Raw genomic sequence first — 22,636 nt, forward strand, 5'->3', positions numbered from 1 at the left:
GCATTCCGGCATAAGCATTGCAGGACAATCGGCGCACCCATGGGAATCAGTCACTACATCAAGGAAATCGGCCGCGGCGCGCGCGGCGCCAGGCCGCTCTCGCGCGAGCAGGCCGCGGACTTGTTCGGCCAGGTGCTGGACGGCGCGGTCACCGACCTCGAAATCGGCGGCTTCTGCCTGGCCATGCGCATCAAGGGCGAGACGCCCGAGGAGATGGCCGGTTTCCTCGACGCCACCCACGCGCGGCTTGCGCATGTGCCCGCCGGCGAGCGGCCGCTCGTCGTGCTGCCCAGCTACAACGGCGCGCGCAAGCTGCCGGTGCTCACGCCGCTGCTGGCCTTTCTGCTCGCGCGCGAAGGCCTCCCGGTGCTGGTGCACGGCAGCGCCAGCGAAACCACGCGCGTGCTGGCGTCGAACGTGCTGCAGGCGCTCGGCGTGCCGGAGCTCCCGGCGGTCCGCGCGATCCCTTCGGGCGAGGTGGCCTTCGCACCGACCGAACTGCTCAATCCCGCGCTCAAGCGGCTGCTCGACGTGCGCCGCGTCGTGGGCCTGCGCAACCCGGGCCACAGCGTGGTCAAGCTGATGCAGCCGACCACCGGCCCGGCCGTGGTCGTGGCGAGCTACACCCATCCCGAATATGCGCGCACCATGGGCGAGACCTTCGAGCTGATGGGGACCACCGCCCTGCTCTCGCGCGGGCTCGAGGGCGAAGTGGTGTCCGACCCGCGGCGCACGGCGCAGATCGACGGCTTCGTGCGCGGCGTGCGCAGCGAAATGCAGGCGCAGGCCAGCGGCACCGCGAGCGAGGTGCCGGGCCTGCCGAAGGAAATCGACGTCGCGACCACGGCCGACTACACGCGCCGGGTCCTCCAGGGCGAACTTCCCGTGCCGGACGCGATCGCCGCGCAGGTCGGACACATCATCCAACTGGCATCCCACGCATGACCACCACCTCCCGTTCCTCCTCTGCCCCCGGAAGCTGCACGCTGGTGGGCGCCGGTCCCGGCGACCCCGAGCTGCTGACGCTCAAGGCCATCAAGGCGATCCAGGCCGCGACCGTGCTGCTGGTGGACGACCTCGTGAACGAGGGCATCCTCGCCGCCTATGCGCGGCCCGGCGCACGCATCGTGCACGTCGGCAAGCGCGGCGGCTGCAAGAGCACGCCGCAGGCCTTCATCGAACGCCTGATGGTCACCGCGGTACAGGAGGGCGAGACGGTCGTCCGCCTCAAGGGTGGCGACCCGTTCATCTTCGGGCGCGGCGGCGAGGAGGTCGAGCACCTGCGCGCGGCGGGCATCGAATGCACGGTGGTGAACGGTGTCACCGCGGGCCTGGCCGCCGTGACCTCGCTCGGCGTGCCGCTGACGCACCGCGACCATGCGCAGGGCGTGGTGTTCGTCACCGGCCATGCCAAGACCGGCGCCAGCGCGCACGAGGACGCCACCGACTGGCGCGCACTCGCCGCCACGGCGCACAGCGCCCGGCTCACGCTCGTGATCTACATGGGCGTGGCGGGCGCGGCCCACATCGAACGCGAGCTGCTGCACGGGCTGCCGGCCGACACGCCGGTGGCGGTGGTGCAGCATGCGAGCCTGCCGCAGCAGCGCCACACCGTCACCACGCTGGGCCGGCTGCAGGCCGGCATCGCCGAAGCCGGACTCGCGAGTCCGGCGGTCATCGTGGTCGGCCACGTGTTGCAGGGGCTGGCGGCCGCCGTGCTGCCCGCGGGTACCGACGCGGGCCGCTTCGGCACCTGAAACCGCGCTGCGCATCGCGCCCGCGCTCCGGGCGCGTGAGATTTTTCCTACGCCCGCCTAGAATCGCGCTCCACAAAAACACAGCACGACTGAGGCGGAAATGCTCGAAAGACTCAACGAATTCACCGAAAGCCACGGCGAACTGCGCCCCGGCCGCGGTCTCGTCACGGGCACCATTGCGCTCGCGCTCGGCATCCTCTGCTTTCTCGGCGTGCTGGCCTTCCACTTTCCGCAGTACCTCACGACGCCCGAGCTGCGCAAGAGCTACGACGTGGACCTGATGCGCATCGTGCTGCTCGTGGCCCTCGTCGTGTCGGGCGGGCTGGCGCTCGTCAACATCATCTTCAACCGTTCGCGCTGGCTCTCGTCGGCGGCCTTCCTGCTGGTGGTCGCGGCGGCGCTGCTGGGCGGCCACAAGGTGCCGGTGAACGACTTCGCGGACAACACGCCGTACATCGGGCTCGACTGGTTCATCCTCGACCTGCTGGGTTCGGCGCTGATCTTCATCTTCATCGAGAAGCTGTTCGCGCTGCGCAAGGACCAGCCGGTGTTCCGCGCCGAATGGCAGACCGACTTCCACCATTTCGTGGTCAACCACATGATCGTGGGCTTCGTGCTGCTGGCCACCAACCTGATGGTGCACAAGTTCTTCGGCTGGGCCGCCTACGACGGCATCCGCGGCTGGGTCGGCGGCCTGCCGTTCTGGGCCGGGCTGCTGCTGATCGTCCTGGTGGCCGACCTGGTGCAGTACTGGACGCACCGGGCCTACCACGAGGTGCCGGTGCTCTGGCGCCTGCATGCGGTGCACCACAGCGTCAAGAGCATGGACTGGATGGCGGGCTCGCGCCAGCACATCCTGGAGCTGCTGATCACGCGCACGCTGGTGCTCGCGCCGATCTACGTGCTCGGCTTCTCGAAGGAAGTGATCGACGCCTACATCGTGGTGGTGGGCTTCCAGGCGGTGTTCAACCACTGCAACGTGAGCGTGCGGCTCGGCCCTCTGCGCTATGTGATCGTCACGCCCAACTTCCACCATTGGCACCACAGCCAGGACGTGGAAGCGCTCGACAAGAACTACGCGGCGCACTACGCCTTCCTCGACCACCTGTTCGGCACCGCGGTCAAGAGCACCAAGCTCTGGCCCGAGAAGTACGGCGTGCTCGGCGACTACGTGCCCAACGGCTTCTTCAGGCAGCTGAAGTTCCCGTTCACGTGGAAGGGATGATGCGGCGCGCCTTTCTCGCGGCCGCCGGTGCTGCCGCCGCGATGCTGCTGCTGTCGGCCTGCGCCAGCCGCATCGAGCTGCCGTCGAAGGACGCCGGCCTGCGCCTGCGCGTGCAGAGCTCGGTCATCGCGCCGGGCAACGGCGGTGAACTCGTCGCGGCCGATGCATTGCAGGCCGGCGACATCCTGCTGACCTCCATCGCCACGGTCAACTCGTTCGGCATCCGGCTCGGCACCTTCTCGCCCGTGAGCCATGCGGTGCTGTACCTCGGCGACGGGCTGATTGCCGAGGCGGTCGGCAGCGGCGTGCGCGCGCGCCGGCTCGCCGACGTGATCGACGAGGAACAGATGGTCGTCGCGTTCCGCGTGCCGGGGCTGCAGGCGGCCGACGTCGAGAAGATCCGCACCTGGGCCAATGCGCAGGTGGGCACGCGCTACAACACCGCCGGCGTGCTGCTGAACGCGCCTTTCGTGCTGAACCGGAGGCTCTGCGAACTGCCGCTGATCCCGTCCGCCGTCAGCCACTACTGCATCAGCGGCATGGCGATGGTCCAGCTGGGCGCGAGCCGCGACGACCAGTTCTTCTGCTCGCAGTTCGTGCTCGAGGCCTATCGGCAGGCCGGCGTGCCGGTCACCGAGGCCGATCCGCGCTGGGTCAGCCCCGCCGACCTGCTGCACATGCGCGAGGGCGACGTGCCCTCCATCGCGGCCACGCAGCCGCTGCGCTACGTGGGCCACCTCAAGTACAACCCGCCGCCGCTGCTGGCGGCCGACGGGCCCTGACCGGTTTGAGCACGCCTTCCCGATTCGATGTCGTGGTGGTCGGCGCCGGTGCGGCCGGCCTCTTCTGCGCCGGCGTGGCGGGCCAGCGCGGGCTGAAGGTGCTGCTGGTGGACCACAGCGAGAAGGTCGGCGAGAAGATCCGCATCTCGGGCGGCGGCCGCGCCAACTTCACCAACCGCGACCTCGACGTGCGTGCGCCGCAGCGCCACTTCATCGGCGAGAACCCCAATTTCTGCCGCTCGGCACTGTCGCGCTATGCACCGCAGCAGTTCATCGAGCTGGTGCAGAAGCACGGCATCGCCTTCCACGAGAAGCACAAGGGGCAGCTGTTCTGCGACGGCTCGTCGCAGCAGATCGTCGACATGCTGCTGGCCGAGTGCGATGCGGGCCAGGTCACGCGCTGGCAGCCGTGCAAGCTCGGGAACATCGGGTTCACGCCCGCCAGCGACGACCCCGCCGCGCCGGGCTGCTACCGGATCGATAGCAGCAAGGGGCCGATCGAGACGCCCCGGCTGGTGGTCGCCACCGGCGGCTTGTCGATTCCGCAGATCGGCGCGAGCGACTTCGGCTACCGGCTGGCGGCACAGTTCGGGCTGCGCGTGGTCACCCCGCGCCCGGCGCTGGTGCCGCTGACCTTCGGCGGCGACGCCTGGGCGCCTTATGCCGAACTGGCGGGGCTGGCGCTGCCGGTGCGCATCGAAACCGGGACGAAGAAGGAAAAGATCGCCTTCCTCGAAGACCTGCTGTTCACGCACCGCGGCCTGTCGGGCCCGGCGGTGCTGCAGATCTCGAGCTACTGGAAGCCGGGCGCGCCGCTCACGCTCGATTTCGCGCCCGGCGTGGACGTGGCCGAGGCGCTGGGCGAGGCCAAGCGCCGGTCCTCGAAGAAGCGCATCGCCAACGAACTGGCCGCGCTGGTGCCATCGCGGCTGGCAGACGCCTGGGTCGGCCAGGACCCTGCCCTGCAGCGCCCAGTCAACGAAGCCGCCGACAAGGCGCTGGCCACGCTGGCCGAGCGCATCGCGCGCTGGCAGATCGTTCCGAGCGGCACCGAGGGCTACAAGAAGGCCGAGGTCACGGCCGGCGGGGTCGACACCCGGGATCTCTCGTCCCAGACCATGGAATCGAAGCAGCCCGGGCTCTATTTCATCGGCGAAGTGGTCGATGTGACGGGCTGGTTGGGCGGGTACAACTTCCAGTGGGCCTGGGCGAGTGCACATGCGTGCGCAACCGCGTTATAATCGCGGGCTAACTTTGGCCTTCCCTCAACGGCCGCACATACTTTCAGTTGAGGAACCCCGGCCCGGGGCCTCGATCTCCCCAGGCCAAATTCAGTTCAACGATTCATCAATGACCACCATCCGCGTTAAAGAAAACGAGCCTTTCGACGTCGCCCTGCGCCGCTTCAAGCGCACCATCGAAAAGCTCGGCCTGCTGACCGACCTGCGTGCCCGCGAGTTCTACGAGAAGCCGACGGCCGAGCGCAAGCGCAAGAAGGCAGCGGCAGTCAAGCGCCACTACAAGCGCGTGCGCAGCATGCAGCTGCCCAAGAAGCTGTTCTAAGCAACGCCGGGGCAACCCGGACCGTTGGCCAGCGACACCGTCACCGCCAACGCACAGTTGCCGCAGCCGCGCCAGGGAAACCTGCCGCGGCTTTTGTTTTTTTGCCAAAGGATCTCTCGCATGACGCTCAAGGAACAGATCACCGAAGACATGAAGACCGCGATGCGCGCCAAGGATTCGGAGCGCCTCGGCACCATCCGCCTGCTGCTGTCGGCGCTGAAGCAGAAGGAAGTCGACGAGCGCGTCGAGCTCGACGACGCCATGGTCGTCGCCATCGTCGACAAGATGGTCAAGCAGCGCAAGGACTCGATCGCCGCGTTCACCACCGGCGGACGCACCGACCTGGCCGACAAGGAAGCCGCCGAGATCAAGGTGCTCGAGGTCTACCTGCCGCAACGCATGAGCGCCGACGAAGTGGCCGCCGAAGTGAAGGCCATCGTGGCCGAGCTGGGCGCCAAGGGCCCGGGCGACATGGGCAAGGTGATGGGCGCGGTCAAGACCCGCCTCGCCGGCAAGGCCGACATGGGCCAGGTGAGCGCGGCGGTCAAGGCCGCCCTCGCGGGCGCCTGAGCATGCACGGCAGCTGCGCCGACTCGGACAAGGTCGTGCTGAAGGCCTGCGCCTGCCTGGTGGACGCCGGTGGGCGGCTGCTGGTGTTCCGCCACCCCGGCGACGGCAACATGCAGCTGCCCAAGGGCACCATCGAGCCCGGCGAATCGCCCGAGATTGCCGCGCGGCGCGAACTGCTCGAGGAATCGGGCATCGACCATCTCGGCGCCCTGGAGCCGCTCGGCACGCTGCAGCGCGACTGCGAGGCCGGCATCGAGGGAAACACGCTGCGCCACGCGCAGCTCTGGCACCTGTTCCTGATGCGCGCCGACGGCCCGCTGCCCGAAACCTTCGACCATGTGGCGATGGGCAGTCCCGAGGAAGACGGCCTCGTCTTCTCGTTCAGCTGGCTGGCGGCCGGCGACGACATCGGCCACTTCACGCCACCCTACCGCCAGACCATCGAGCGCGTCCGCGCGGCCCTGACCACCGCCTGACGCATGCCGCGCGTCAGGCCAGCGCGCGAACCACCATGTAGAGGCCCAGCAGCGCCAGCCCGCCAAGGAAGCAGCGCCGGAACACCACCACCGGCAGGCGCTTGCGCAACCAGGTGCCGAGCGCCATGCCGCCCAGGGCCGGCACCAGCATCGCGAGCGAGCCGCCCGCCGCCGCCACCGGATAGCCCCCGTTGCCCGCGAGCCCGATCGCGAGCACCACGGTCGAGGTGGTGAACGAGATGCCCATCGCCTGGATCAGCGCGTCGCGCTGCAGGCCCAGCGCCTGCAGGTAGGGCACGGCCGGCACCACGAACACGCCGGTCGCCGCCGTCACCAGCCCCGTCGCCGCCCCTACGACGGGCGCGAGCCAGCGCTCGTGCGCCGCCGGCACCTGCAGCTGCCGGCCCGCCAGCCCCCACAGGCCATACGCGACCAGTGCCACCCCGAGCGCCACCGAGGCCCAGGTGCCCGCGGGCACGCCGAGCCACAGCGCGCCGCCCAGGCTGCCCGCCACGATGCCCGCCTGCAGGCCGCCGATGCGGCGCAGCACCGGCCAGAAGGTGGTGCGCGGACCGAGCTGCCAGAGATTGGTGACCAACGACGGCGCGATCAGCAGCGCCGCCGCGCGCACCGGCGGCATCCAGAGCGCAAGCAGCGCCATCGACACCGTCGGCAGGCCGAGCCCGATCACGCCCTTGACCACGCCGGCCAGCAAAAAGACCGCGGCGGCCGCCCACCCATGGCCTGCCAGTTCATTCGGGATCGTCGTCATGGCGGTGAAGTCTGCCGGCGCGCACGGCCCATGGGAATGCGGCGCTCGCGCAGCCGGCCTCAGGCAGAAACTGAGGCGCCCGTGCTACCTTGCACCCCACCATGCGATTCGATCTCACCGACCTGCGGCTCTTTCTCCATGTGGTGGAGGCCGGCAGCCTCACGGCCGGCGCGGCGCGCTCGCACATGACGCTCGCCTCGGCCAGCCAGCGCGTGCGCGGCATGGAAGACGCGCTCGGCAGCCCGCTGCTCACGCGCCATGCGCAGGGTGTGCGCCCCACCGAGGCCGGCCGCACGCTCGCGCACCATGCGCGCGTCGTGCTGCAGCAGATGGAGCGGCTGCGCGGCGAACTCGGCGAGTACGGCCAGGGCCTCAAGGGGCACGTGCGCTTCATGTGCGGCACCTCGGCGCTGACCGAGCACCTGCCGGAGGTGCTGAGCCGCTTTCTCATCCAGCATCCGCGCATTTCGGTCGACCTCGAGGAGCGCCCGAGCCCCGAGACCGCCGACGCGCTGCGCGGCGGGCGCTGCGATATCGGCATCGTCTCGGACGCCGTCGACACCGAGGGCCTCGAATGCCATCCGTTCCGCCGCGACGACCTCGTGCTGGTGCTGCCGCGCGGCCATGCACTGGCCCGGCGCCGCCGCGTGATGCTGGCCGAAGCGGTCGACAGCGAATTTGTCGGCCTGCCTGCCGACAGCGCGCTGCAGCAGCTGCTGACGCAACACGCGCGTGCGCTCGGCCGCCATCTCGCCTACCGCGTGCGCGTGGGCAACTTCGAGGCGGTGTGCCGGATGGTGTCGCATGGCATCGGCGTGGGCATCGTGCCGCAGACCGCAGCCGAGCGCTGCGCCCGCTCGATGAAGATCGCGCTGGCCGCACTCGGCGATCCGTGGGCCGAGCGCACGCTGATGGCGTGCGTGCGCTCGTCGCATGAACTGCCGCTCAATGCGCGGCGCATGCTCGAGCACCTGGTGGCACCGGCGCCGGAGGCTAGCGCAAGGTGACCGGCCGCCCCTTCCGCGCGCGTGCCGCGACGAACGCATCGAAGGCTTCGCTGCTGGTCTTGCGCGGCAGGTAGCCGAAGCGCGCTTTCAATGCGGTGTTCAGCAGCACGGGGCGGTAGCGCAGAAAGTCGAGCTGCTCCGGCCCGTAGCGGCTCACGCCGAGCGCGGAGCCGACCGCCAGCGCCGCCTTGAGCACGCCTGCGGGCCAGTCGACGGTCTTCTTGCCCAGGCGCGCCGCGATCTCGTGGAGGGTGAGCGCGCCGTCGCCGGCGAGGTTGTAGCAGCCGGGCGGCGCGCCAGCCAGTGCGTGCGCGATAGCGCCGGTCACGTCCTCGTCCCACACGAAGACGAACGGGCTTGCGCTGCCGCGGATGGCGATGAGCCGCTTCTTCTCGAACAGGGCGGTGATCTGGTTGTCGACGCCTTCGCCGAGGATGGTGCCGATGCGCAGCACCGTCTGCGCCAGCGCGGGATGCCGCGCGCGATGTTCGGCGAGCATCTCCTCGACCTGCCGCTTGTGGTCGGCATAGGCGAAGACCACGTTGCCACGCAGCGGCTGCTCCTCGGTGATCCACGCCGGGTTGTCGGCGTGGTAGCCGTAGGCAGCACCGCTCGACGACACCACGAGGTGCCGAACGCCCGCGGCCATGCAGGCCTCGAGCACGTTGCGCGTGCCGCCCACGTCCACCGAATGTTCGAAGGCGCGGTTCGAGCCCCGGCCAGGCGTGACGATCGATGCCAGGTGCACCACGGTGTCGATGGCGTACTCTGCGATGGTCTCGGCGATGCCGCTCTCGCGCACGTCCTGCCGGCGATAGACCACACCAGGCAGCCGCCGTTCACGAGGCACGTCGCGCACGTCGAGCGCCACGATTTCGTCGAGCGCCTGCGCCGACAGCGCGGACACGACACCGCGCCCCAGGAACCCGTCGGCGCCCGTGACGAGCACGCGCCGCGCCGTCACGCCACTCACGTTGCTTGCCGCGCTCATGGCCGCGCGGGCCTGCGCCCCCACCAGCTCGCGAGCGCCAGGCCCGCGATGATGTCCCAGAAGCCCCACACGCCGGCTACCACGGCCATGCCGCCGAGGCCGCCGAAGAAGCTGAAGATCAGCACCAGCCCGAGCCCCGCGTTGCGAATGCCCACCTCGATGGCCACGGCGCGGCGGTCGTAGTCGGCCAGGCCCGAGAGGCGCGCACAGAGATAGCCGGTGCCGAAGGCGAGCGCATCGTGGATCACCACGGCCACGAGCACCAGGCCCACATAGTCGAGGAAGTAGCGCCAGTTGCCCGCGATCGCGCCGATGATGAACGCCACCAGCGCCGCGAAGCTCAGGATGCGCGCGGGCTTCTTGATGCGCGCGGTGAGCCGCGGCAGCCGGTGCGCGCAGGCAACCCCCAGCACGAACGGGATGCCGATGATCATCACGATATGGCCCAGCATGTCGAGCGGATCGAGCGCAATCGACTTGAGCAGCGCCGACGCGGTCGGATGCAGCCCGCCCCAGAACGCGAAGTTCAGCGGCATCAGCACGATGGAGAGCGCATTGGAGATGGCCGTCATCGACACCGACAGCGCCACGTTGCCGCCCGCGCGGTGGGTGAGGATCTGCGAGATGTTGCCCGGCGGACAGCAGGCCACCAGGATCATGCCGAGCGCGACGCTCGGCCCCGGGTTCAGGGAGAGCGTGAGCGCGAAGGTCACGGCCGGCAACACGATGAACTGCGCCCCGATGCCCACCGCCATGGCGCCCGGCATGCGCGCCACGCGGCGGAAGTCGTCGATGCGCGTGTCCAGCGCAATGCCGAACATCAGGAAGCCCAGCACCACGTTGAGCGCCACCAGCGACGCGGGATTGAAGTTGAGCCTGATTTCGTCGACGGGGAGCATAGGGGGCGTTCTCGCTCAGGATGGATCGGCCAGCGCCGCAGACGCGCTGCGCACCGCTGCGCGGTAGGTGTCCTTGTGCACGTAATACGCCATGCGCTCGAGCTGCAGGTACTTGAAACCGCCCGACAGGTCAGGCAGCGGGCCCTGCACCGCCCGTCGCAGCGCCGCGGCCGAAGGCGCGCCCATGGCGGCGGCGCGAAGGTAGCGCGCCACCAGTTCGGCCTGCTCGTAGCGCCCCTGCCAGCCGATGCCGCTCGCCTCGATCATGCCGAGCACCGCGAGGGTCTCGAAGCGCGGCGAGAAGATGTTCAGGTGGAGCCGCGGCGCCATGCCCTGCCAGTCGAGCAGTTCGCGGTCGATGAACGGGTAGTGCAGCGCATAGCCGGTGGCGGCCAGCACCAGGTCGTAGTCGCGCGCGCTGCCATCCTTGAAATGCACGGTGCGTCCGTCGAGCCGCGCCACGTCGGCCCGCACACCGATGTCGCCGTGGCCCGCGTGGTAGAGGATCAGCGAGTTCACGATCGGGTGCGACTCGTACATCTTGTAGTCGGGCTTGGGGAAGCCGAAGCGCACCGGGTCGCCCGTGAACCACTTGAGCACGGTCGCATCGATCTTCTGCTTGAGCCATGGCGGCAGCGGGCGCTTGCCGCCGAGCGTGTCGGCGGGCTTTCCGAACACGTACTTGGGCACGAAGTAGTAGCCGCGCCGCACCGAGATGTCGACGCTCGCGGCATGGTGCACCGCATCGACCGCGATGTCGCAGCCCGAGTTGCCCGCGCCGACGATCAGCACGCGCTTGGCCTGGAAGATGCGCGGGTGCTTGTAGTCGCTGGTGTGCAGCAGCTCCCCGTCGAAGCGGCCCTCGAACTGCGGCCGCCTGGGCTCGGCGAGCGTGCCGTTGGCAATGACCACGCCCCTGTATTCGGCGGTCTCGCTGCGTCCGTCGCCGGCATCGACGCTCACGCGCCAGCGCGTGTCGGGCGCGTCGCTCACCGGCGCGACCCGGACCACGCGCGTGCCGAAGCGGAAGTGCGGCCGCAGGCCGAAATGGTCGGCGAAGTCGCTGAAGTAGCGGCGCAGCTCACGGTGGCTCGGATAGTCGGCCACCGTCTCGGCCATCGGAAACTCCGCGAACTCGGTGGTCGTCTTGCTCGAGATCAGGTGCGCCGATTCGTAGACGGTGGAGCGCGGGTTGTCGATGTCCCAGAGGCCGCCCACGTCGGTGTGCGCCTCGAAGCCCTGGAACGGTACACCGTGCTTCTGCAGGTTGCGCGCCGCCGCCAGGCCCGACGGGCCGGCGCCGATCAGCGCGATTTTCTCGTGGGTGGGGATGTCGTCGGGCATCGGCTAGTTGGCGGGTGGTTTCGGCTCGCTCAGGCCCGGAATGGCGGTGGCGCCGGATTCGCCGACACGCGGCTTGCGCGGCTGCGCGAGCAGCACCCGGTCTTGCAGCCTGTCGGGCAGCAGGTTCAGCAGCGACGAGAGCCAGCCGATGCGCCTTGGCAGCACGATGCGTTCGCGCCCCGCGCGCACGCCCGCAAGCAACTGCTGCGCGGCGACGTCGGCCTCGAGCAGGCCCGGCATCGCGAAGCGATTGCCCGCGATGAGCGCCGTGCGGATGTAGCCGGGGCTCACGGTGTGCACCCTGACGCCGGTGCCGCGCAGTTCGGCGCGCAGGCTTTCGAGGTAGCGGATCAGGCCCGCCTTGCTCGCGCAATAGGCGCCGTTGCCGGGCATGCCGCGCCAGCCCGCGATGCTGGCAACGCCGACCAGCGCGCCGCGCCGCTGCGCACGCAGGGCGGCCACGAAAGGATGAAAGGTGATGGCGGCGCCGAGCAGGTTGATCTCGAGCATGCGGCGCAGCACGGCGATGTCCGCGGCCTCGGCGGTGTCGAAGCCGCCCGCGACGCCGGCATTGGCGATCACAAGATCGGGCACGCCGCTGCGAGCCATCCAGTCGGCCGCCATCGCCTGCATCGCGGGCGCGTCCGACACGTCGGGCCTGTAAGCCACGCAGCGCTCGGGCGCCAGCGCCACGAGTGCATCGAGCCTTGCGGCATCGAGGCCGACCAGCGCCACCCGCGCGCCACCGCCGATCAGTTCACGGGCCAGTGCCTGGCCGAGTCCCCCACAGGCGCCGGTGAGGACCACATTGCGAAACGGCAGGGACATCGAGGCAGTGGCTCCGGTCGGAAAAACCGGCCCACTTTAGCCGGGGCGCAAGCATTCGCTCCCCCGCGTTTCCCCTTGCGCTCGCAGCGTCTCAGTCAGCTGCCGGCCACCTTCATGCGGTTGACTAGGATCGAGCCCGTGGTCTTGGCGCCGAAGGTGTAGGCGTCGGCCCCGATGGCCTCGATGCCCATCAGCATCTCACGCAGGTTGCCGGCGATCGTGATCTCCTGGACCGGAAAGGCGATGCGGCCCTTCTCGACCCAGAAGCCGCTCGCGCCGCGCGAGTAGTCGCCGGTCACGTAGTTCACGCCCTGGCCCATGAGCTCGATCACGAACAGGCCCGTGCCGAGCTTGGCGAGCATGGCGTCGAGGTCGTCGCCGGCCCGCGTGAGGCGCGAGCTGAGCGTCAGGTTGTGCGAGCCGCCGGCATTGCCGGTGGTCTTCATGCCGAGCTTGCGCGCCGAGTAGGTCGAGAGGAAATAGCCTTCGAGCCGGCCCGCGTCGACCACCTTGCGCGCGCGCGTCACCACGCCTTCGTCGTCGAACGGCGAGCTGCCCTTGCCGCGCAGGATGTGCGGGTCTTCGGCAATGTCCACGTGCTTGGGCAGCACCGGCTTGCCGAGCGAATCGAGCAGGAAGCTGCTCTTGCGGTACAGCGCGCCGCCGCTGACGGCCTGCACCAGGCCGCCCAGCAGCCCCACGGCGAGCGGCGACTCAAACAGCACCGGGCATTCGACGGTCTTGATCTTGCGCGCCTTCAGGCGGCTCAGCGCCCGCTCGGCGGCATAGCGGCCCACCGACTGCGGGCTCGCGAGCTCCGCGGCCGAGCGCATCGAGCTGTACCAGGCGTCGCGCTGCATGCCGTCGCCCTTGCCCGCGATCGGCGCTACCGAGATCGAATGCCGCGAGCTCGCATAGCCGCCGCGAAAGCCATGGGTGTGCGCACTGAAGAAATGGCTCTGCTGCGCCGAGACGCCCGCGCCCTCGCTGTTGGTGATGCGCCTGTCGGTCGACAGCGCGGCCTCCTCGCATTCGAGCGCCAGCCGCGCGGCCTCCTCGCTGGTCACTTCCCACGGATGGAACAGGTCGAGTTCGGGATGCACCTTGGCGATGTCGTCCTCGTCGGGAAGGCCGCTGACCGGGTCTTCGGCCGTGAAGCGTGCGATGTCGTAGGCCGCCTGCACGGTCTGGGCGATGGCCGCCTCGGAGAAGTCGGACGTGCTGGCATTGCCGCGGCGATGCCCCACGTAGACCGTGATGCCGAGCGACTTGTCGCGGTTGCGCTCGACGTTCTCGAGTTCGCCCTTGCGGACCGAGACGCTGAGGCCGCAGCCTTCGGACGCCTCGGCGCCGGCGTCGGTCGCACCGAGCTTCCTGGCGTGCGCCAGGGCCGTGTCGACCAGGTTTTCGAAGAAGGAGCGGCTGTAGGCGAAGCCGGAATCGGCGCGCGAAGAAGATGTCGTCATGTGATGGCTATGATACTTGCGCACCCCATTCCTCCGTTTCCCTCGCCTTTGCAAGGCGCGTTGCAGCGCCGCCCGGCGCGGCCCAGAATCCACCCCATGTCCCGCAAACCCAAAAAAGGCTATTTCGTCCGCGGCCAGTTCGTCGCCGAGGGCAGCGAACTCGACCTGGAGCTCAAGCGCGAGCTCAAGGGCACCGACGAGGCGAGCCGAACCGATCTCAAGCGCGAAAGCGCCGAACTCCAGAAGCTCGGCGAAGAGCTGCTCGGCCTGCGCGCCGGGCTGTTCGACGCGCTGCCGCTGGGCGACAAGCTGGTCGACGCGATCGCCGATGCCAAGCGCATCACCAACTTCGAAGGCAAGCGGCGGCAGATGCAGTTCATCGGCAAGCTGATGCGCGGCCTCGAACCCGAGGTGCTCGAGGCGGTCCGCTCGGCCTTGCAGGAGCAGAACAGCGTGCCCGCGGCCGAGGCCGCCGCGCTGCACGAGGCCGAGCGCTGGCGCGATCGGCTCATTGCCGACGACGACGCGCTGGGCGGCTGGATCGAGACCCACCCGGCGACCGATTCGCAACAGCTGCGTGCGCTGGTGCGCCAGGCGCGCAAAGACCTGAAGGCCGGCCCGCCCGGCGAAGCGCCGCGCCAGGGCAAGGCCTACCGCGAGATCTTCCAGCTGGTGCGCGCGCAGCTCGCGGTGCATGGCGGCGACGACCACGCCGCGGCAGCGGCCGCGCAAGACCGAGAGGAAGACGCATGAACGCATTGTTTTTCTCCCTCCCCTTCCGGGGGAGGGCCGGGGTGGGGGCACGCGGCGCATGCACCGGGCGCTCTGCGCGTCCCCATCCCAACCTTCCCCCGGAAGGGGAAGGAGCAAAACCATGAACGCACTCGACCCCGTTCGCATCGGCATCGTCTCGGTCAGCGACCGCGCCTCGAGCGGCACCTACGAAGACAAGGGGCTGCCCGCGCTGAAGGACTGGCTCGGCCGGGCGCTGAAGAACCCCGTCACCTTCGAGGCCCGGCTGATCCCCGACGAGGCGGCGCTCATCAGCGCCACGCTGGTCGAACTGGTCGATGCCGGCTGCGCGCTGGTGCTCACCACCGGCGGCACCGGCCCCGCGCCGCGCGACGTGACGCCCGAGGCCACGCTCGCCGTCGCGCACAAGGAAATGCCGGGCTTCGGCGAGCAGATGCGCCAAATCAGCCTGCGCTTCGTGCCGACCGCGATCCTCTCGCGCCAGGTGGCGGTGATCCGCGACAAGAGCCTGATCATCAACCTGCCCGGCCAGCCGAAATCGATCGCCGAGACGCTCGAGGGGCTGAAGAACCCCGACGGCACGCAGGCCGTGCCCGGCATCTTCGCGGCCGTGCCCTACTGCATCGACCTGATCGGCGGGCCCTACCTCGAGACCGACGACGCGGTCTGCAAGGCCTTCCGGCCGAAGTCGGCGGTCCGGCCGGGGCGCTGACACCCAGTGGGTCGGCACCGACGGAGGCGTTCGCTGTTGCACTCGGCGCTCATGGCTTGCGGCGAATCCAACGCAGCGGCTGGGTGACCCACCACGACCATGACGCCAGCTGTTCCCTGATGCGCTCTTCCTGCGCCAACAGGTTCGATCGCAGCGAGGCCAGCTCATTGACTGCGGCGCTGAGCGCTTCGTCCTGACGGGCATGGTCCAAAGCGAGCCTTCCGTGCATCTCCCTGAGTCGGGCGGCTTCAGCCTGCACAGAATCGCTGCGCGCGACCAGGGCGCGCAAGGTGGCGATGGCAGAGACCAAGGTCTCGCATCGGGCAAGGAGCTCCGCGTGTACCTGTCGCGACAGCTCGCGCTCCAGTTCGAGTGCGGCGATGTTCCGCTCCGCGGCAAGGAGCGCTGCGCGTGCCGTTTTGCTTCGGCACCCGCATTCTGCGAGCTCGGCACGAAATCGCTTGTTGTCAAGATACGCATCAGAGAGCGCCGCCGCCATGCGAGAGAGCTCACCTTGCCTCGCCTCGAGTTGCGCAGCCAGCTCATCGGCCCGCGCGAGTGACCGCGCATGCGATGCTTTTTCCGGTCGCCGCGCGATGAACCGGAGGTTCGAAAAGCCCTGCAGACTTTGCCGAAACACCGCGGCGTTCTTGCCATAGGAGTTGTCGCGCAGAGTGCATGGCACCCCGAGCAGCGCACTGCCGATCCCGACATGAAGACGATCGGTATTGATATGGCGCGCGCCGGCGATCGACCTTAGAAAGCACCAGGCGGCCAGCGGACCCTCATGCGGCCCGACCCCCAGCATGAACAGGTCAGAGATGTCGACATCGGACTCCGGGGCGTCGGAGGTGGACTCCTGATCCAATCGCAACATATCGACGCTCGGCCATGCATGCAGGGCGTCCAAGGAGTGCCCAACGCTTGCGAGTTTGGTTTGCAACAGCGCCGAACCGGGGCTGATGAGGGACTGGTCCTCGAGGAAGGCCTTCGCATCCAGGTGGAACGCCATGTCATGCGCAAGGCGGACATCGACGGCGGAGTTGACCCGCTGTACGTGCAGGAGGCTCTCCCGGTCGCGAACGAACAAGATGCAGTTGCCGTCCAACTCACGGAGCAGTTCCTCGTTGCCCCGAACGGTGTGCGGCAACAGCACGATCTTCCGAGCCCGCCCGAGAAATCGCTGGAAGGCCGTTCGAATATCGCCATACAAAGGGATGAGGTTGCCGCCCCCGCCCAGGAAGACAATCTCGCCCTGCACCTCAGCGTCGACCTCGATGACCGTGCAATCGACGCCCGCACGCGCGAAAGCCTGCATCGTTGCTGCAGATATCAGAGAGTCCCCGCCGTTCCCGGGGTTCGGCAAGAACAGCACGCGCTTTCCGCGGAACTGTTCGAGGTACGCCTGGACATCGCGGCGAAGCGTTGCCAAGGCCTGGGAAGTTTCTCGGAGATTCTTCAAGAAATAGATCCAGGATGCCTCGGCAGGGGACGAACCACCGCAACCAGGAGCGAGCAGCTCAAGCCGGCGCCGATTCGTTCGATAGCCCGAACTCGAACAGTGACCGACGGCCCGTCGACGGTCGAGCCGGCTGGCGATAGCGCATTCGCCGCTCCATGTCGGCAATGCCCTTGGCACGGGACAGGAAGAATGCCTCCCCGTAGGCGCGGTCCAGCGTTTCTCTCAGCACTGGCTGGGTCGGCATTCCACCCTCTGTGCGCGTTGCCATCAGATGCTCGAGTTGGCGTGTCCAGCGCAGATGCGCGGTGTACCTGGTACGCTCATTACCCCACGCTTTCAATGCCACATCGATCTCGCAGTAGGCGCGCACAGCAGGGTCATCGTGAAAGCTGGCAAACACACGCTGCGACAGCCCCTGGCGGTACGAGCGTTCGCAGAACTGGTCGAAATCGATCGCACGAATCATTGTCGTCAGCGCTCGGGGCTCATAGATCACGCGCAGCCCCTGCCCGGCCAGCCGCCATCCAAGTTCGATGTCTTCGCAGCCGAAGCGGAATTCGGGCCGGAACACACCGTTCCTGACCAGCAACTCGCGCTTGCACGAACTGCGTCCTCCCCAGAACTCCCTGTGGCTTAGCAACTGCCCTGGCTTCATCCACCCATAGCTGAACAGCTGACAACCCACCTCGGTCACGTAGTGCATCAGCGGTGAGCTCGCCACTTCCGGCGCCAATTGCGTCTTGCCCAGTATGGCGATGGCGCGGTCCGGGTTCGCGATGTGCGCAGACAGGTGCGCGGCCAGAAGCTCCGGATCGGCAACATCGTCGTCATCCAGAAAAACCACCACGGGGGCCCGCGCCATGAACACGCCAAGATTTTTGGCTGCCGAGAGCCCGGCGTGATTGAGTCGCACGATGCGCATCGGCAGTCGGTCGTTCCATGAGGCCAATACGGCAGGCGTCGCATCGGTCGAGCCGTCATCAATGGCAATCACCTCGAAGCGATGCGAGTCGATCGTCTGGCGCTCCAGGGCCGCCAGGACCATCGGCAGCAGGTGCGCCCGGTTGCGGGTTGTCAGGAGTGCACTGATTTCGACTGTCATGGATAGGCTTCAATCACGGTGAAGGCATCGTCCCTCGCAAGGTGAACGTTCCGCGCCAGCAGATCCGCCATGCTCAGGTGCGCTGCCAAGCAGTTGTAGGAAACGGCTTGCGCCCGGAGCCGATGCGCAACCGGCGCCGCGTCCACGATGCCCATGCGCAAGCCATGCTTTTCCAGCTCGACGGGCCAGACGAAGTCAAGCCCCCAACCCATTCCAGCCTCCGTACCGAACGGAAGGAGCAATTGGCATGCGTCCTTGCGAAGACAAACCACGGGACCGATCTCGACGAAGCGGGTCTGTCTCGCGGCAATGCCGGGAATCACCTGGACAATGGGGTGATCGATGAAGCTGTCAGAGGTCCTGGCTGGCTGGGAGACCGCAAAATCGTGCTTGTCCGACAGATGGATCAGCGAGTCCAGGAAGCCAGGGCCGAGCTCGATGTCATCATCGCAAAGCAGCACCCAATCAAAGTCGACCGCGTCTTCGGTCAGCTCATCCAGAAGTGAAAACTTCGGGGTGACTTCTGTCACTACCTTCCACGTGCACGGCAGGTCGAAGCTGCCTTTTCCCCCCGGTGCCAACGCGATCCACCGCTGGGAGACTTGGTGGTCGGTGCTGCCGGCCAGTTCGTGGATGACGTGCGCTGCGGAATTCGGCTTGGCCGCCATGTAGACACCGGCCACGAGAACCTTAGCCATCGAGCGCCTCCAGCAATTGTCTCTTCACCACCTCGGTCGAGAATGAACTCTGCATGTGCCTGCGTCCGTTGATCGAGAGCCGGGTCCACAGTGCGTTGTCCGTGAGCAGCCGAACCACGTGGGCCGCCAATGCCTGCTCGTCGTCAGCTACGAGCGCGTGAACACCGTCCTGCAGGAACATGCCTTCTGCACCAACCTGCGTGGCGACCACAGGCAGCCCGTGTGCAAGAGCCTGTCCGACCTTCCCCTTCGAGCCCGCTCCATACCGCAACGGCGCAACCGAGACGCGACTCCTGTCGATGAGGGGGGCAAGGTCGGGAACGAAGCCGAGCACCTCGATTCCCGGTTGCGCCCCCAGCGCCAGCACCTCATCGGTCGGGTTGCTTCCCACGATGCGCAGAACGGCGCCGGGCTTTTCGCGGCGAATCAACGGCCATATCTTTTCGACGAACCAGCAGATCGCATCCCCATTGGGCTTGTGCCAAAAGCCCCCAACAAACAGCAAGCCGTCGCGCCCATCGACGGGCGGCGCGGCGCCTGAAGGCATTTCGAACACGTTGGGAATGACCTCCACAACCGCCTGAGGCACCATCGAGAGCAACGTGCCCTTCTCTTCTTCATTGATGGCCAAGGTCACGTCAGCCGCCTTTGCGCACGCCAGTTCGATATCGCGCTGATGGTCGGCCCGCCGGAGCAGGTCGGTGTCGCCCAGCAGAGCCGCTTCGCGTGCCATGCGAAGACCGTGGAAGTCCACCATGTCGTAAGCGATGCGTGCCAATGGGCAGCGACTGCGAACCAGCGGCATCAGTTGCTCGGCCGTCGCCGGGAAGGAAAGAAAGGCCCAGTCGAGATCACGCCCCATCTCGGCCAGATAGGCATCGATCTCCTGGACGCCGTAAAGAAACCTGTCCACGCCAACGCCGCTGAGCACATTTTCGTAGCGTTGGCGCCCCTCATGCGTTCCAAGGATGCCCGGCAAATCGGTAATCTCTGCCATCGACGCGAAGGTCACCGACCAGCCGGCCTCACCCATCAGACCAATCAACGTTTTCAGACGGAGCCCGCCGGATTGCTGGTCGTGCAACGGCAGAAAATCCGAGGCGACCAGAATTCTTCGGTGCACCCTGGATCTTGACCGTGCCAGTGGTGAGTTCGCATCGCGGGTCAGTAGCTGCGCCGGGATGTCGCTCGACGCTTGGCCGATCGGTGTGAAGCTTGGCGGATCGCCGACGCGCTTGCCCATGCATTTTCTGACAATGTTCGCGACACGCCGCAACAGCCGGGTGCTTTGCCAGGATCGCGATGCATAGATGACGGAGATGACGTGCTCGCGGTAAGCAACCTCGTGCAGCAAACTTCGATACCTGGCTTTTTCCGCCTCGACCGCGTCACCGAGTGCTTCCACCTGGGCACGAAAGATTTCATGCTCCTGAAGCAGATAGGCAATTTCCCGCTGAAGAACTGCCTCCCGAACTTGAGCCCCCTGAGAGCTTTTTTGTCTTTTATGAAGTATCGAATTGATGGGTATTATTTCATTACTCGATTTCATTTCTTCCCTTGTGCGCCTCGACGTCCGTCGCTTGCCAGTGTATGCCAATACAAATAGCAATATTGAAAAGAGATGACCCAAGATTTAAGTAAAATAACCTTATTCATACATCAAATCAAAACCATATTAATTGTCAAATTTGGTATGGAATTGAATATTATTTAATCTGCCAGCCATTCGCCGGCGCTTCTCTCGATACGCCCAGCGCCTTCAGCCGCAGGCGAACGCAGCGCGGCCGCCCTGCTGGACGCGTAAGCATCCCGTCCTTCTTCGCACCCGATGCGCCGTCCGCGTTGCGCGGCCATGGGCTACGATCTTTCGATGCGGATCATGGTCATTGAGAGCGGCGCCCAACGTGGCAAATCGCTGAAGAACGCGCTGGAAGAGAACGGACACACAGTCGAGATGGCACGCTACGACGTCGAGGGCCGCGCCGTCGCAACTGGTGGGCGCCACGCGCTGATCCTGCTGGACATGCCGCCGCTGGCAGTGGAGGGTGTTTCGATGCTGCGCGCCATACGCAAGCGCAGCAACGTGCCGGTGCTGGTGCTGACAGAGCGCGACCGTGTCCAAGACCGCGTCCTGGGCCTGCAATTCGGGGCCGACGACTACCTCGTGAAGCCCTTCGCCGATGCCGAACTTCTCGCCTGCGTGCAGGCGCTGCTTCAGCGCGGCGGGCAGATGCCGGTGGCCGAGGTGCTCCAACTCGCGGACCTGGAACTTGACGAAGCCAGCCGCACCTGCACACGCAGCCGAGCGCGCATCGATCTGACCGGCCAGGAATTCGCGCTGCTCGCGGTGCTGCTGCGCGCCCGGGGGCAGGTGCTGTCACGCGCACACCTGGCCGAGCAGGTCTGGGACGGCAAGCTCGACAGCGACACCACCAACGCGATCGAGGTCGCCATCCGCAGGCTGCGCAGCAAGGTCGACGAGCCGTTCGCGCGCAAGCTGCTGCACACCGTGCGCGGCCAGGGCTACGTGCTCGAAGACCGCTCCTGAACCGCAGCAGCAGCGGCAGCCGCCGTCGCAGCGGCCGCCGGCTTCGCACGACCCATCACCAGGTTGATCAGCGGACCCGTCATCGCGGTGGTGGCGAGCGCCATCACCAGCAGCATGGTGAAGAGCTCGGGGCCGATCAGGCCGGCGTCCAGCCCGATCTTCATCACGATGAGCTCCATCAGCCCGCGCGCATTCATCAGCGAACCGGTGGCCAGGCTGTCGCGCCAGCCATAGCCGGCCATGCGCGCGCCGATGGCACCGCCCGCGAGCTTGCCGATGGTGGCGACCGCGACGATCAGCAGCATGGCGCCGACGCTCGCACCCGAAAACGCATCGGCCGTGGTGCCGAGCCCCGCGAGCGCGAAGAACAGCGGCATCAGCACCACGATCGAGATCGGCTCGATGCGCTCGGTGAGCGAGCGCAGCAGGCGGTCGTCGCGCGGCAGGCAGGCACCGAACAGGAAAGCGCCGAACACCGCATGCAGGTGCAGCCATTCGGTCGCGAGCGCGCAGGCCAAGAGGCCGATCATGAGCGAAGCCATCTCGGTGATCGAGGGCTCGCCGTCGGGCGCGCGCCTGCGCAGCAGCCACGCGTAGGCCGGCTTGATGCCGAGGAACAGCACCGCCAGCAGCACGGCTACGCCTGCCGTGATCTTGACGAGGCCGATGTAGCCCTCGCCCGCGCCGGCCATGGCCACCACGAGCGCCAGCAGGATCCACGCGAACACGTCGACCACGGCCGCCGCGCCCAGCGACAGCTGGCCGAATGGCGTGCGCGTGAGCCCGCGGTCCTTGAGGATGCGCGCCATCACCGGAAAGGCGGTGATCGACAGCGCCGCCGCCATGAACAGCGCGAACGGCCAGAAGCCCGTGCCCACCGGTGCCAGCGCCGGATGCAATACCGGCGCGATCGCAATGCCCAGCACCATAGGCACCGCGACGCTGAGCGCCCCGACATAGCCCGCGGCCTTGAGCTGCGCGCGCACCCCGCCGGTCGAACGCAGCTCGAGACCGACCACGAACATGAACAGCACCAGGCCCACGGTCGAGAGCGACGAGAGGCCATCGAGGTGGCTCTTCGAGAAAAGCTGCGCGTGCAGATCGGGAAACAGCGCCCCCATGACCGCGGGCCCGAGCATCAGCCCCGCCGCCATCTCGCCGACCACGCTGGGCTGGCCGACGTGGCGCAGCACCCAGCCGCAAGCGCGCGCGGTGCCCAGGATGACGATCAGTTGGAGCAGCGGGGAGGTGGCGGACATGGCAGGGGCGCAGGCGGTGGGCAGCGTTGGGGCCCGCAATCTTAGGGCGGCGCGCGATCGTCCGGCACCGGCGCATCGAACCAGCGGTCGGCCCACTGGTTGAGCGGCTTCAGCCGCTTGACCAGCTCGACGCCCGATGCGGTGAGCACGTAGCCCGCATCGGCCAGCGCCACGATGCCGCCCGCACGCAGCTCCTTGAGCCGGTCGTTGAGAACCGACGGCGACATGTAGTCCGTGCTCGCGCGCAAGACCCTGAAGCTCTGCGGCAGACCGTCGCGCAACTCCCAGAGGACGCGCAGCGTGCCCTTGCGGCCCAGCTGCTCGAGCAGCCGCATCACCGGCCGGCGCGATGCTGGCGGGGCGGCCTGCTCGTTCGGCGTCGTTCCTGCGTCTTCCATGCGGGTGGCTTCCATCGGGTGCGG

The 22,636-nt window shown here is 67.7% G+C and carries 24 protein-coding genes; 12 read left to right on the plus strand and 12 right to left on the minus strand.

Translation table 11 applies throughout. From position 1 onward, the window contains the following. The first annotated feature begins 39 nt into the window (after positions 1 to 39). The 8 genes from ybiB to AC3A6G_RS02225 all read left to right on the plus strand — a co-directional run bounded on the left by ybiB (position 40) and on the right by AC3A6G_RS02225 (position 6,373). Positions 40 to 945 (plus strand): DNA-binding protein YbiB, encoded by a 906-nt coding sequence (gene ybiB / locus AC3A6G_RS02190; RefSeq protein ID WP_487872940.1) that lies wholly within the window; start codon positions 40 to 42, stop codon positions 943 to 945. Next, complete coding sequence (gene cobA, locus AC3A6G_RS02195) at positions 942 to 1,757, plus strand: uroporphyrinogen-III C-methyltransferase (protein ID WP_487872941.1); 816 nt, start codon at positions 942 to 944, stop codon at positions 1,755 to 1,757. The genes ybiB and cobA overlap by 4 nt, the downstream gene beginning before the upstream one ends. Before the next feature lie 100 nt (positions 1,758 to 1,857). Continuing rightward, the gene (locus AC3A6G_RS02200; RefSeq protein ID WP_487863946.1) at positions 1,858 to 2,982 is read left to right on the plus strand and encodes a sterol desaturase family protein; all 1,125 of its coding nucleotides are present in this window, start codon (positions 1,858 to 1,860) and stop codon (positions 2,980 to 2,982) included. Beyond that, on the plus strand, positions 2,979 to 3,764 hold the full coding sequence (locus AC3A6G_RS02205; RefSeq protein WP_487858618.1) for a YaeF family permuted papain-like enzyme: 786 nt from the start codon (positions 2,979 to 2,981) through the stop codon (positions 3,762 to 3,764). The genes AC3A6G_RS02200 and AC3A6G_RS02205 overlap by 4 nt, the downstream gene beginning before the upstream one ends. A 5-nt stretch (positions 3,765 to 3,769) precedes the next feature. Next, a complete protein-coding gene (locus tag AC3A6G_RS02210) occupies positions 3,770 to 5,005 on the plus strand; it encodes a BaiN/RdsA family NAD(P)/FAD-dependent oxidoreductase (protein WP_487863947.1) in 1,236 nt (411 codons plus the stop codon). Between the two features lie 109 nt (positions 5,006 to 5,114). Continuing rightward, positions 5,115 to 5,327 carry a 30S ribosomal protein S21 gene (gene rpsU / locus AC3A6G_RS02215; RefSeq protein ID WP_068628364.1) on the plus strand — a complete coding sequence of 71 codons (213 nt, stop codon included), beginning with the start codon at positions 5,115 to 5,117 and terminating at the stop codon, positions 5,325 to 5,327. A gap of 120 nt (positions 5,328 to 5,447) precedes the next feature. Further along, positions 5,448 to 5,897 carry a GatB/YqeY domain-containing protein gene (locus AC3A6G_RS02220; RefSeq protein WP_487858069.1) on the plus strand — a complete coding sequence of 150 codons (450 nt, stop codon included), beginning with the start codon at positions 5,448 to 5,450 and terminating at the stop codon, positions 5,895 to 5,897. Positions 5,898 to 5,899: 2 nt separating this feature from the next. Next, on the plus strand, positions 5,900 to 6,373 hold the full coding sequence (locus tag AC3A6G_RS02225) for an NUDIX domain-containing protein (protein ID WP_487863948.1): 474 nt from the start codon (positions 5,900 to 5,902) through the stop codon (positions 6,371 to 6,373). A 13-nt stretch (positions 6,374 to 6,386) separates the two neighbouring features. Here AC3A6G_RS02225 and AC3A6G_RS02230 read toward each other — a convergent pair whose 3' ends face one another. After that, complete coding sequence (locus AC3A6G_RS02230) at positions 6,387 to 7,145, minus strand: sulfite exporter TauE/SafE family protein (RefSeq protein ID WP_487863949.1); 759 nt, start codon at positions 7,143 to 7,145, stop codon at positions 6,387 to 6,389. Between the two features lie 101 nt (positions 7,146 to 7,246). Between AC3A6G_RS02230 and AC3A6G_RS02235 the strand changes: the two genes are divergently transcribed. Then, positions 7,247 to 8,152, plus strand: a complete 906-nt coding sequence (locus AC3A6G_RS02235; protein ID WP_487858072.1) for a LysR family transcriptional regulator — start codon at positions 7,247 to 7,249, stop codon at positions 8,150 to 8,152. Here AC3A6G_RS02235 and AC3A6G_RS02240 read toward each other — a convergent pair. The 5 genes from AC3A6G_RS02240 to pmbA all read right to left on the minus strand — a co-directional run bounded on the left by AC3A6G_RS02240 (position 8,139) and on the right by pmbA (position 13,680). Continuing rightward, positions 8,139 to 9,143 carry an SDR family oxidoreductase gene (locus AC3A6G_RS02240; RefSeq protein ID WP_487872942.1) on the minus strand — a complete coding sequence of 335 codons (1,005 nt, stop codon included), beginning with the start codon at positions 9,141 to 9,143 and terminating at the stop codon, positions 8,139 to 8,141. The two genes, AC3A6G_RS02235 and AC3A6G_RS02240, sit on opposite strands and share 14 nt — an antisense overlap. Next, positions 9,140 to 10,042: a bile acid:sodium symporter family protein gene (locus tag AC3A6G_RS02245; RefSeq protein WP_487872943.1), complete on the minus strand. Its 903-nt coding sequence runs from the start codon at positions 10,040 to 10,042 to the stop codon at positions 9,140 to 9,142. The genes AC3A6G_RS02240 and AC3A6G_RS02245 overlap by 4 nt, the downstream gene beginning before the upstream one ends. A 15-nt stretch (positions 10,043 to 10,057) precedes the next feature. Further along, positions 10,058 to 11,386, minus strand: coding sequence for a flavin-containing monooxygenase (locus tag AC3A6G_RS02250; protein ID WP_487872944.1), 1,329 nt, complete (start codon positions 11,384 to 11,386; stop codon positions 10,058 to 10,060). A 3-nt stretch (positions 11,387 to 11,389) separates the two neighbouring features. Beyond that, positions 11,390 to 12,214, minus strand: coding sequence for an SDR family oxidoreductase (locus AC3A6G_RS02255; RefSeq protein ID WP_487872945.1), 825 nt, complete (start codon positions 12,212 to 12,214; stop codon positions 11,390 to 11,392). Positions 12,215 to 12,309: 95 nt separating this feature from the next. Further along, complete coding sequence (gene pmbA / locus AC3A6G_RS02260; RefSeq protein WP_487872946.1) at positions 12,310 to 13,680, minus strand: metalloprotease PmbA; 1,371 nt, start codon at positions 13,678 to 13,680, stop codon at positions 12,310 to 12,312. A gap of 96 nt (positions 13,681 to 13,776) precedes the next feature. On the opposite strand from pmbA, the gene yjgA reads away from it, so the two are divergent. Then, positions 13,777 to 14,433 carry a ribosome biogenesis factor YjgA gene (gene yjgA / locus AC3A6G_RS02265; protein WP_487858078.1) on the plus strand — a complete coding sequence of 219 codons (657 nt, stop codon included), beginning with the start codon at positions 13,777 to 13,779 and terminating at the stop codon, positions 14,431 to 14,433. A 121-nt stretch (positions 14,434 to 14,554) separates the two neighbouring features. Continuing rightward, the gene (mog, locus tag AC3A6G_RS02270; RefSeq protein WP_487872947.1) at positions 14,555 to 15,145 is read left to right on the plus strand and encodes a molybdopterin adenylyltransferase; all 591 of its coding nucleotides are present in this window, start codon (positions 14,555 to 14,557) and stop codon (positions 15,143 to 15,145) included. A gap of 49 nt (positions 15,146 to 15,194) precedes the next feature. On the opposite strand, the gene AC3A6G_RS02275 is transcribed toward mog, so the two are convergent. Genes AC3A6G_RS02275 through AC3A6G_RS02290 form a run of 4 tightly spaced genes read right to left on the minus strand, consistent with a single transcriptional unit; the run spans position 15,195 to position 19,956 of the window. Then, positions 15,195 to 16,607 carry a polysaccharide pyruvyl transferase family protein gene (locus AC3A6G_RS02275; protein ID WP_487872948.1) on the minus strand — a complete coding sequence of 471 codons (1,413 nt, stop codon included), beginning with the start codon at positions 16,605 to 16,607 and terminating at the stop codon, positions 15,195 to 15,197. A 58-nt stretch (positions 16,608 to 16,665) separates the two neighbouring features. Then, the gene (locus tag AC3A6G_RS02280; protein ID WP_487858081.1) at positions 16,666 to 17,709 is read right to left on the minus strand and encodes a glycosyltransferase family 2 protein; all 1,044 of its coding nucleotides are present in this window, start codon (positions 17,707 to 17,709) and stop codon (positions 16,666 to 16,668) included. After that, positions 17,706 to 18,407, minus strand: a complete 702-nt coding sequence (locus tag AC3A6G_RS02285; protein WP_487858082.1) for a hypothetical protein — start codon at positions 18,405 to 18,407, stop codon at positions 17,706 to 17,708. Before AC3A6G_RS02285 ends, AC3A6G_RS02280 begins: the two co-directional genes overlap by 4 nt. After that, complete coding sequence (locus AC3A6G_RS02290) at positions 18,400 to 19,956, minus strand: glycosyltransferase (protein ID WP_487872949.1); 1,557 nt, start codon at positions 19,954 to 19,956, stop codon at positions 18,400 to 18,402. Before AC3A6G_RS02290 ends, AC3A6G_RS02285 begins: the two co-directional genes overlap by 8 nt. Before the next feature lie 321 nt (positions 19,957 to 20,277). On the opposite strand from AC3A6G_RS02290, the gene AC3A6G_RS02295 reads away from it, so the two are divergent. Continuing rightward, positions 20,278 to 20,955, plus strand: coding sequence for a winged helix-turn-helix domain-containing protein (locus AC3A6G_RS02295; protein WP_487858619.1), 678 nt, complete (start codon positions 20,278 to 20,280; stop codon positions 20,953 to 20,955). Here the strand turns inward: AC3A6G_RS02295 and AC3A6G_RS02300 are convergent. Together AC3A6G_RS02300 and AC3A6G_RS02305 are read right to left on the minus strand one after the other, a co-directional pair. Beyond that, positions 20,931 to 22,214, minus strand: a complete 1,284-nt coding sequence (locus tag AC3A6G_RS02300) for a cation:proton antiporter (protein WP_487872950.1) — start codon at positions 22,212 to 22,214, stop codon at positions 20,931 to 20,933. The genes AC3A6G_RS02295 and AC3A6G_RS02300 overlap by 25 nt on opposite strands. A 41-nt stretch (positions 22,215 to 22,255) precedes the next feature. Next, positions 22,256 to 22,627, minus strand: coding sequence for a winged helix-turn-helix transcriptional regulator (locus tag AC3A6G_RS02305; RefSeq protein WP_487872951.1), 372 nt, complete (start codon positions 22,625 to 22,627; stop codon positions 22,256 to 22,258). Positions 22,628 to 22,636: the final 9 nt, after the last annotated feature.

The organism is Variovorax sp. Soil_C_26 (assembly GCF_057657075.1).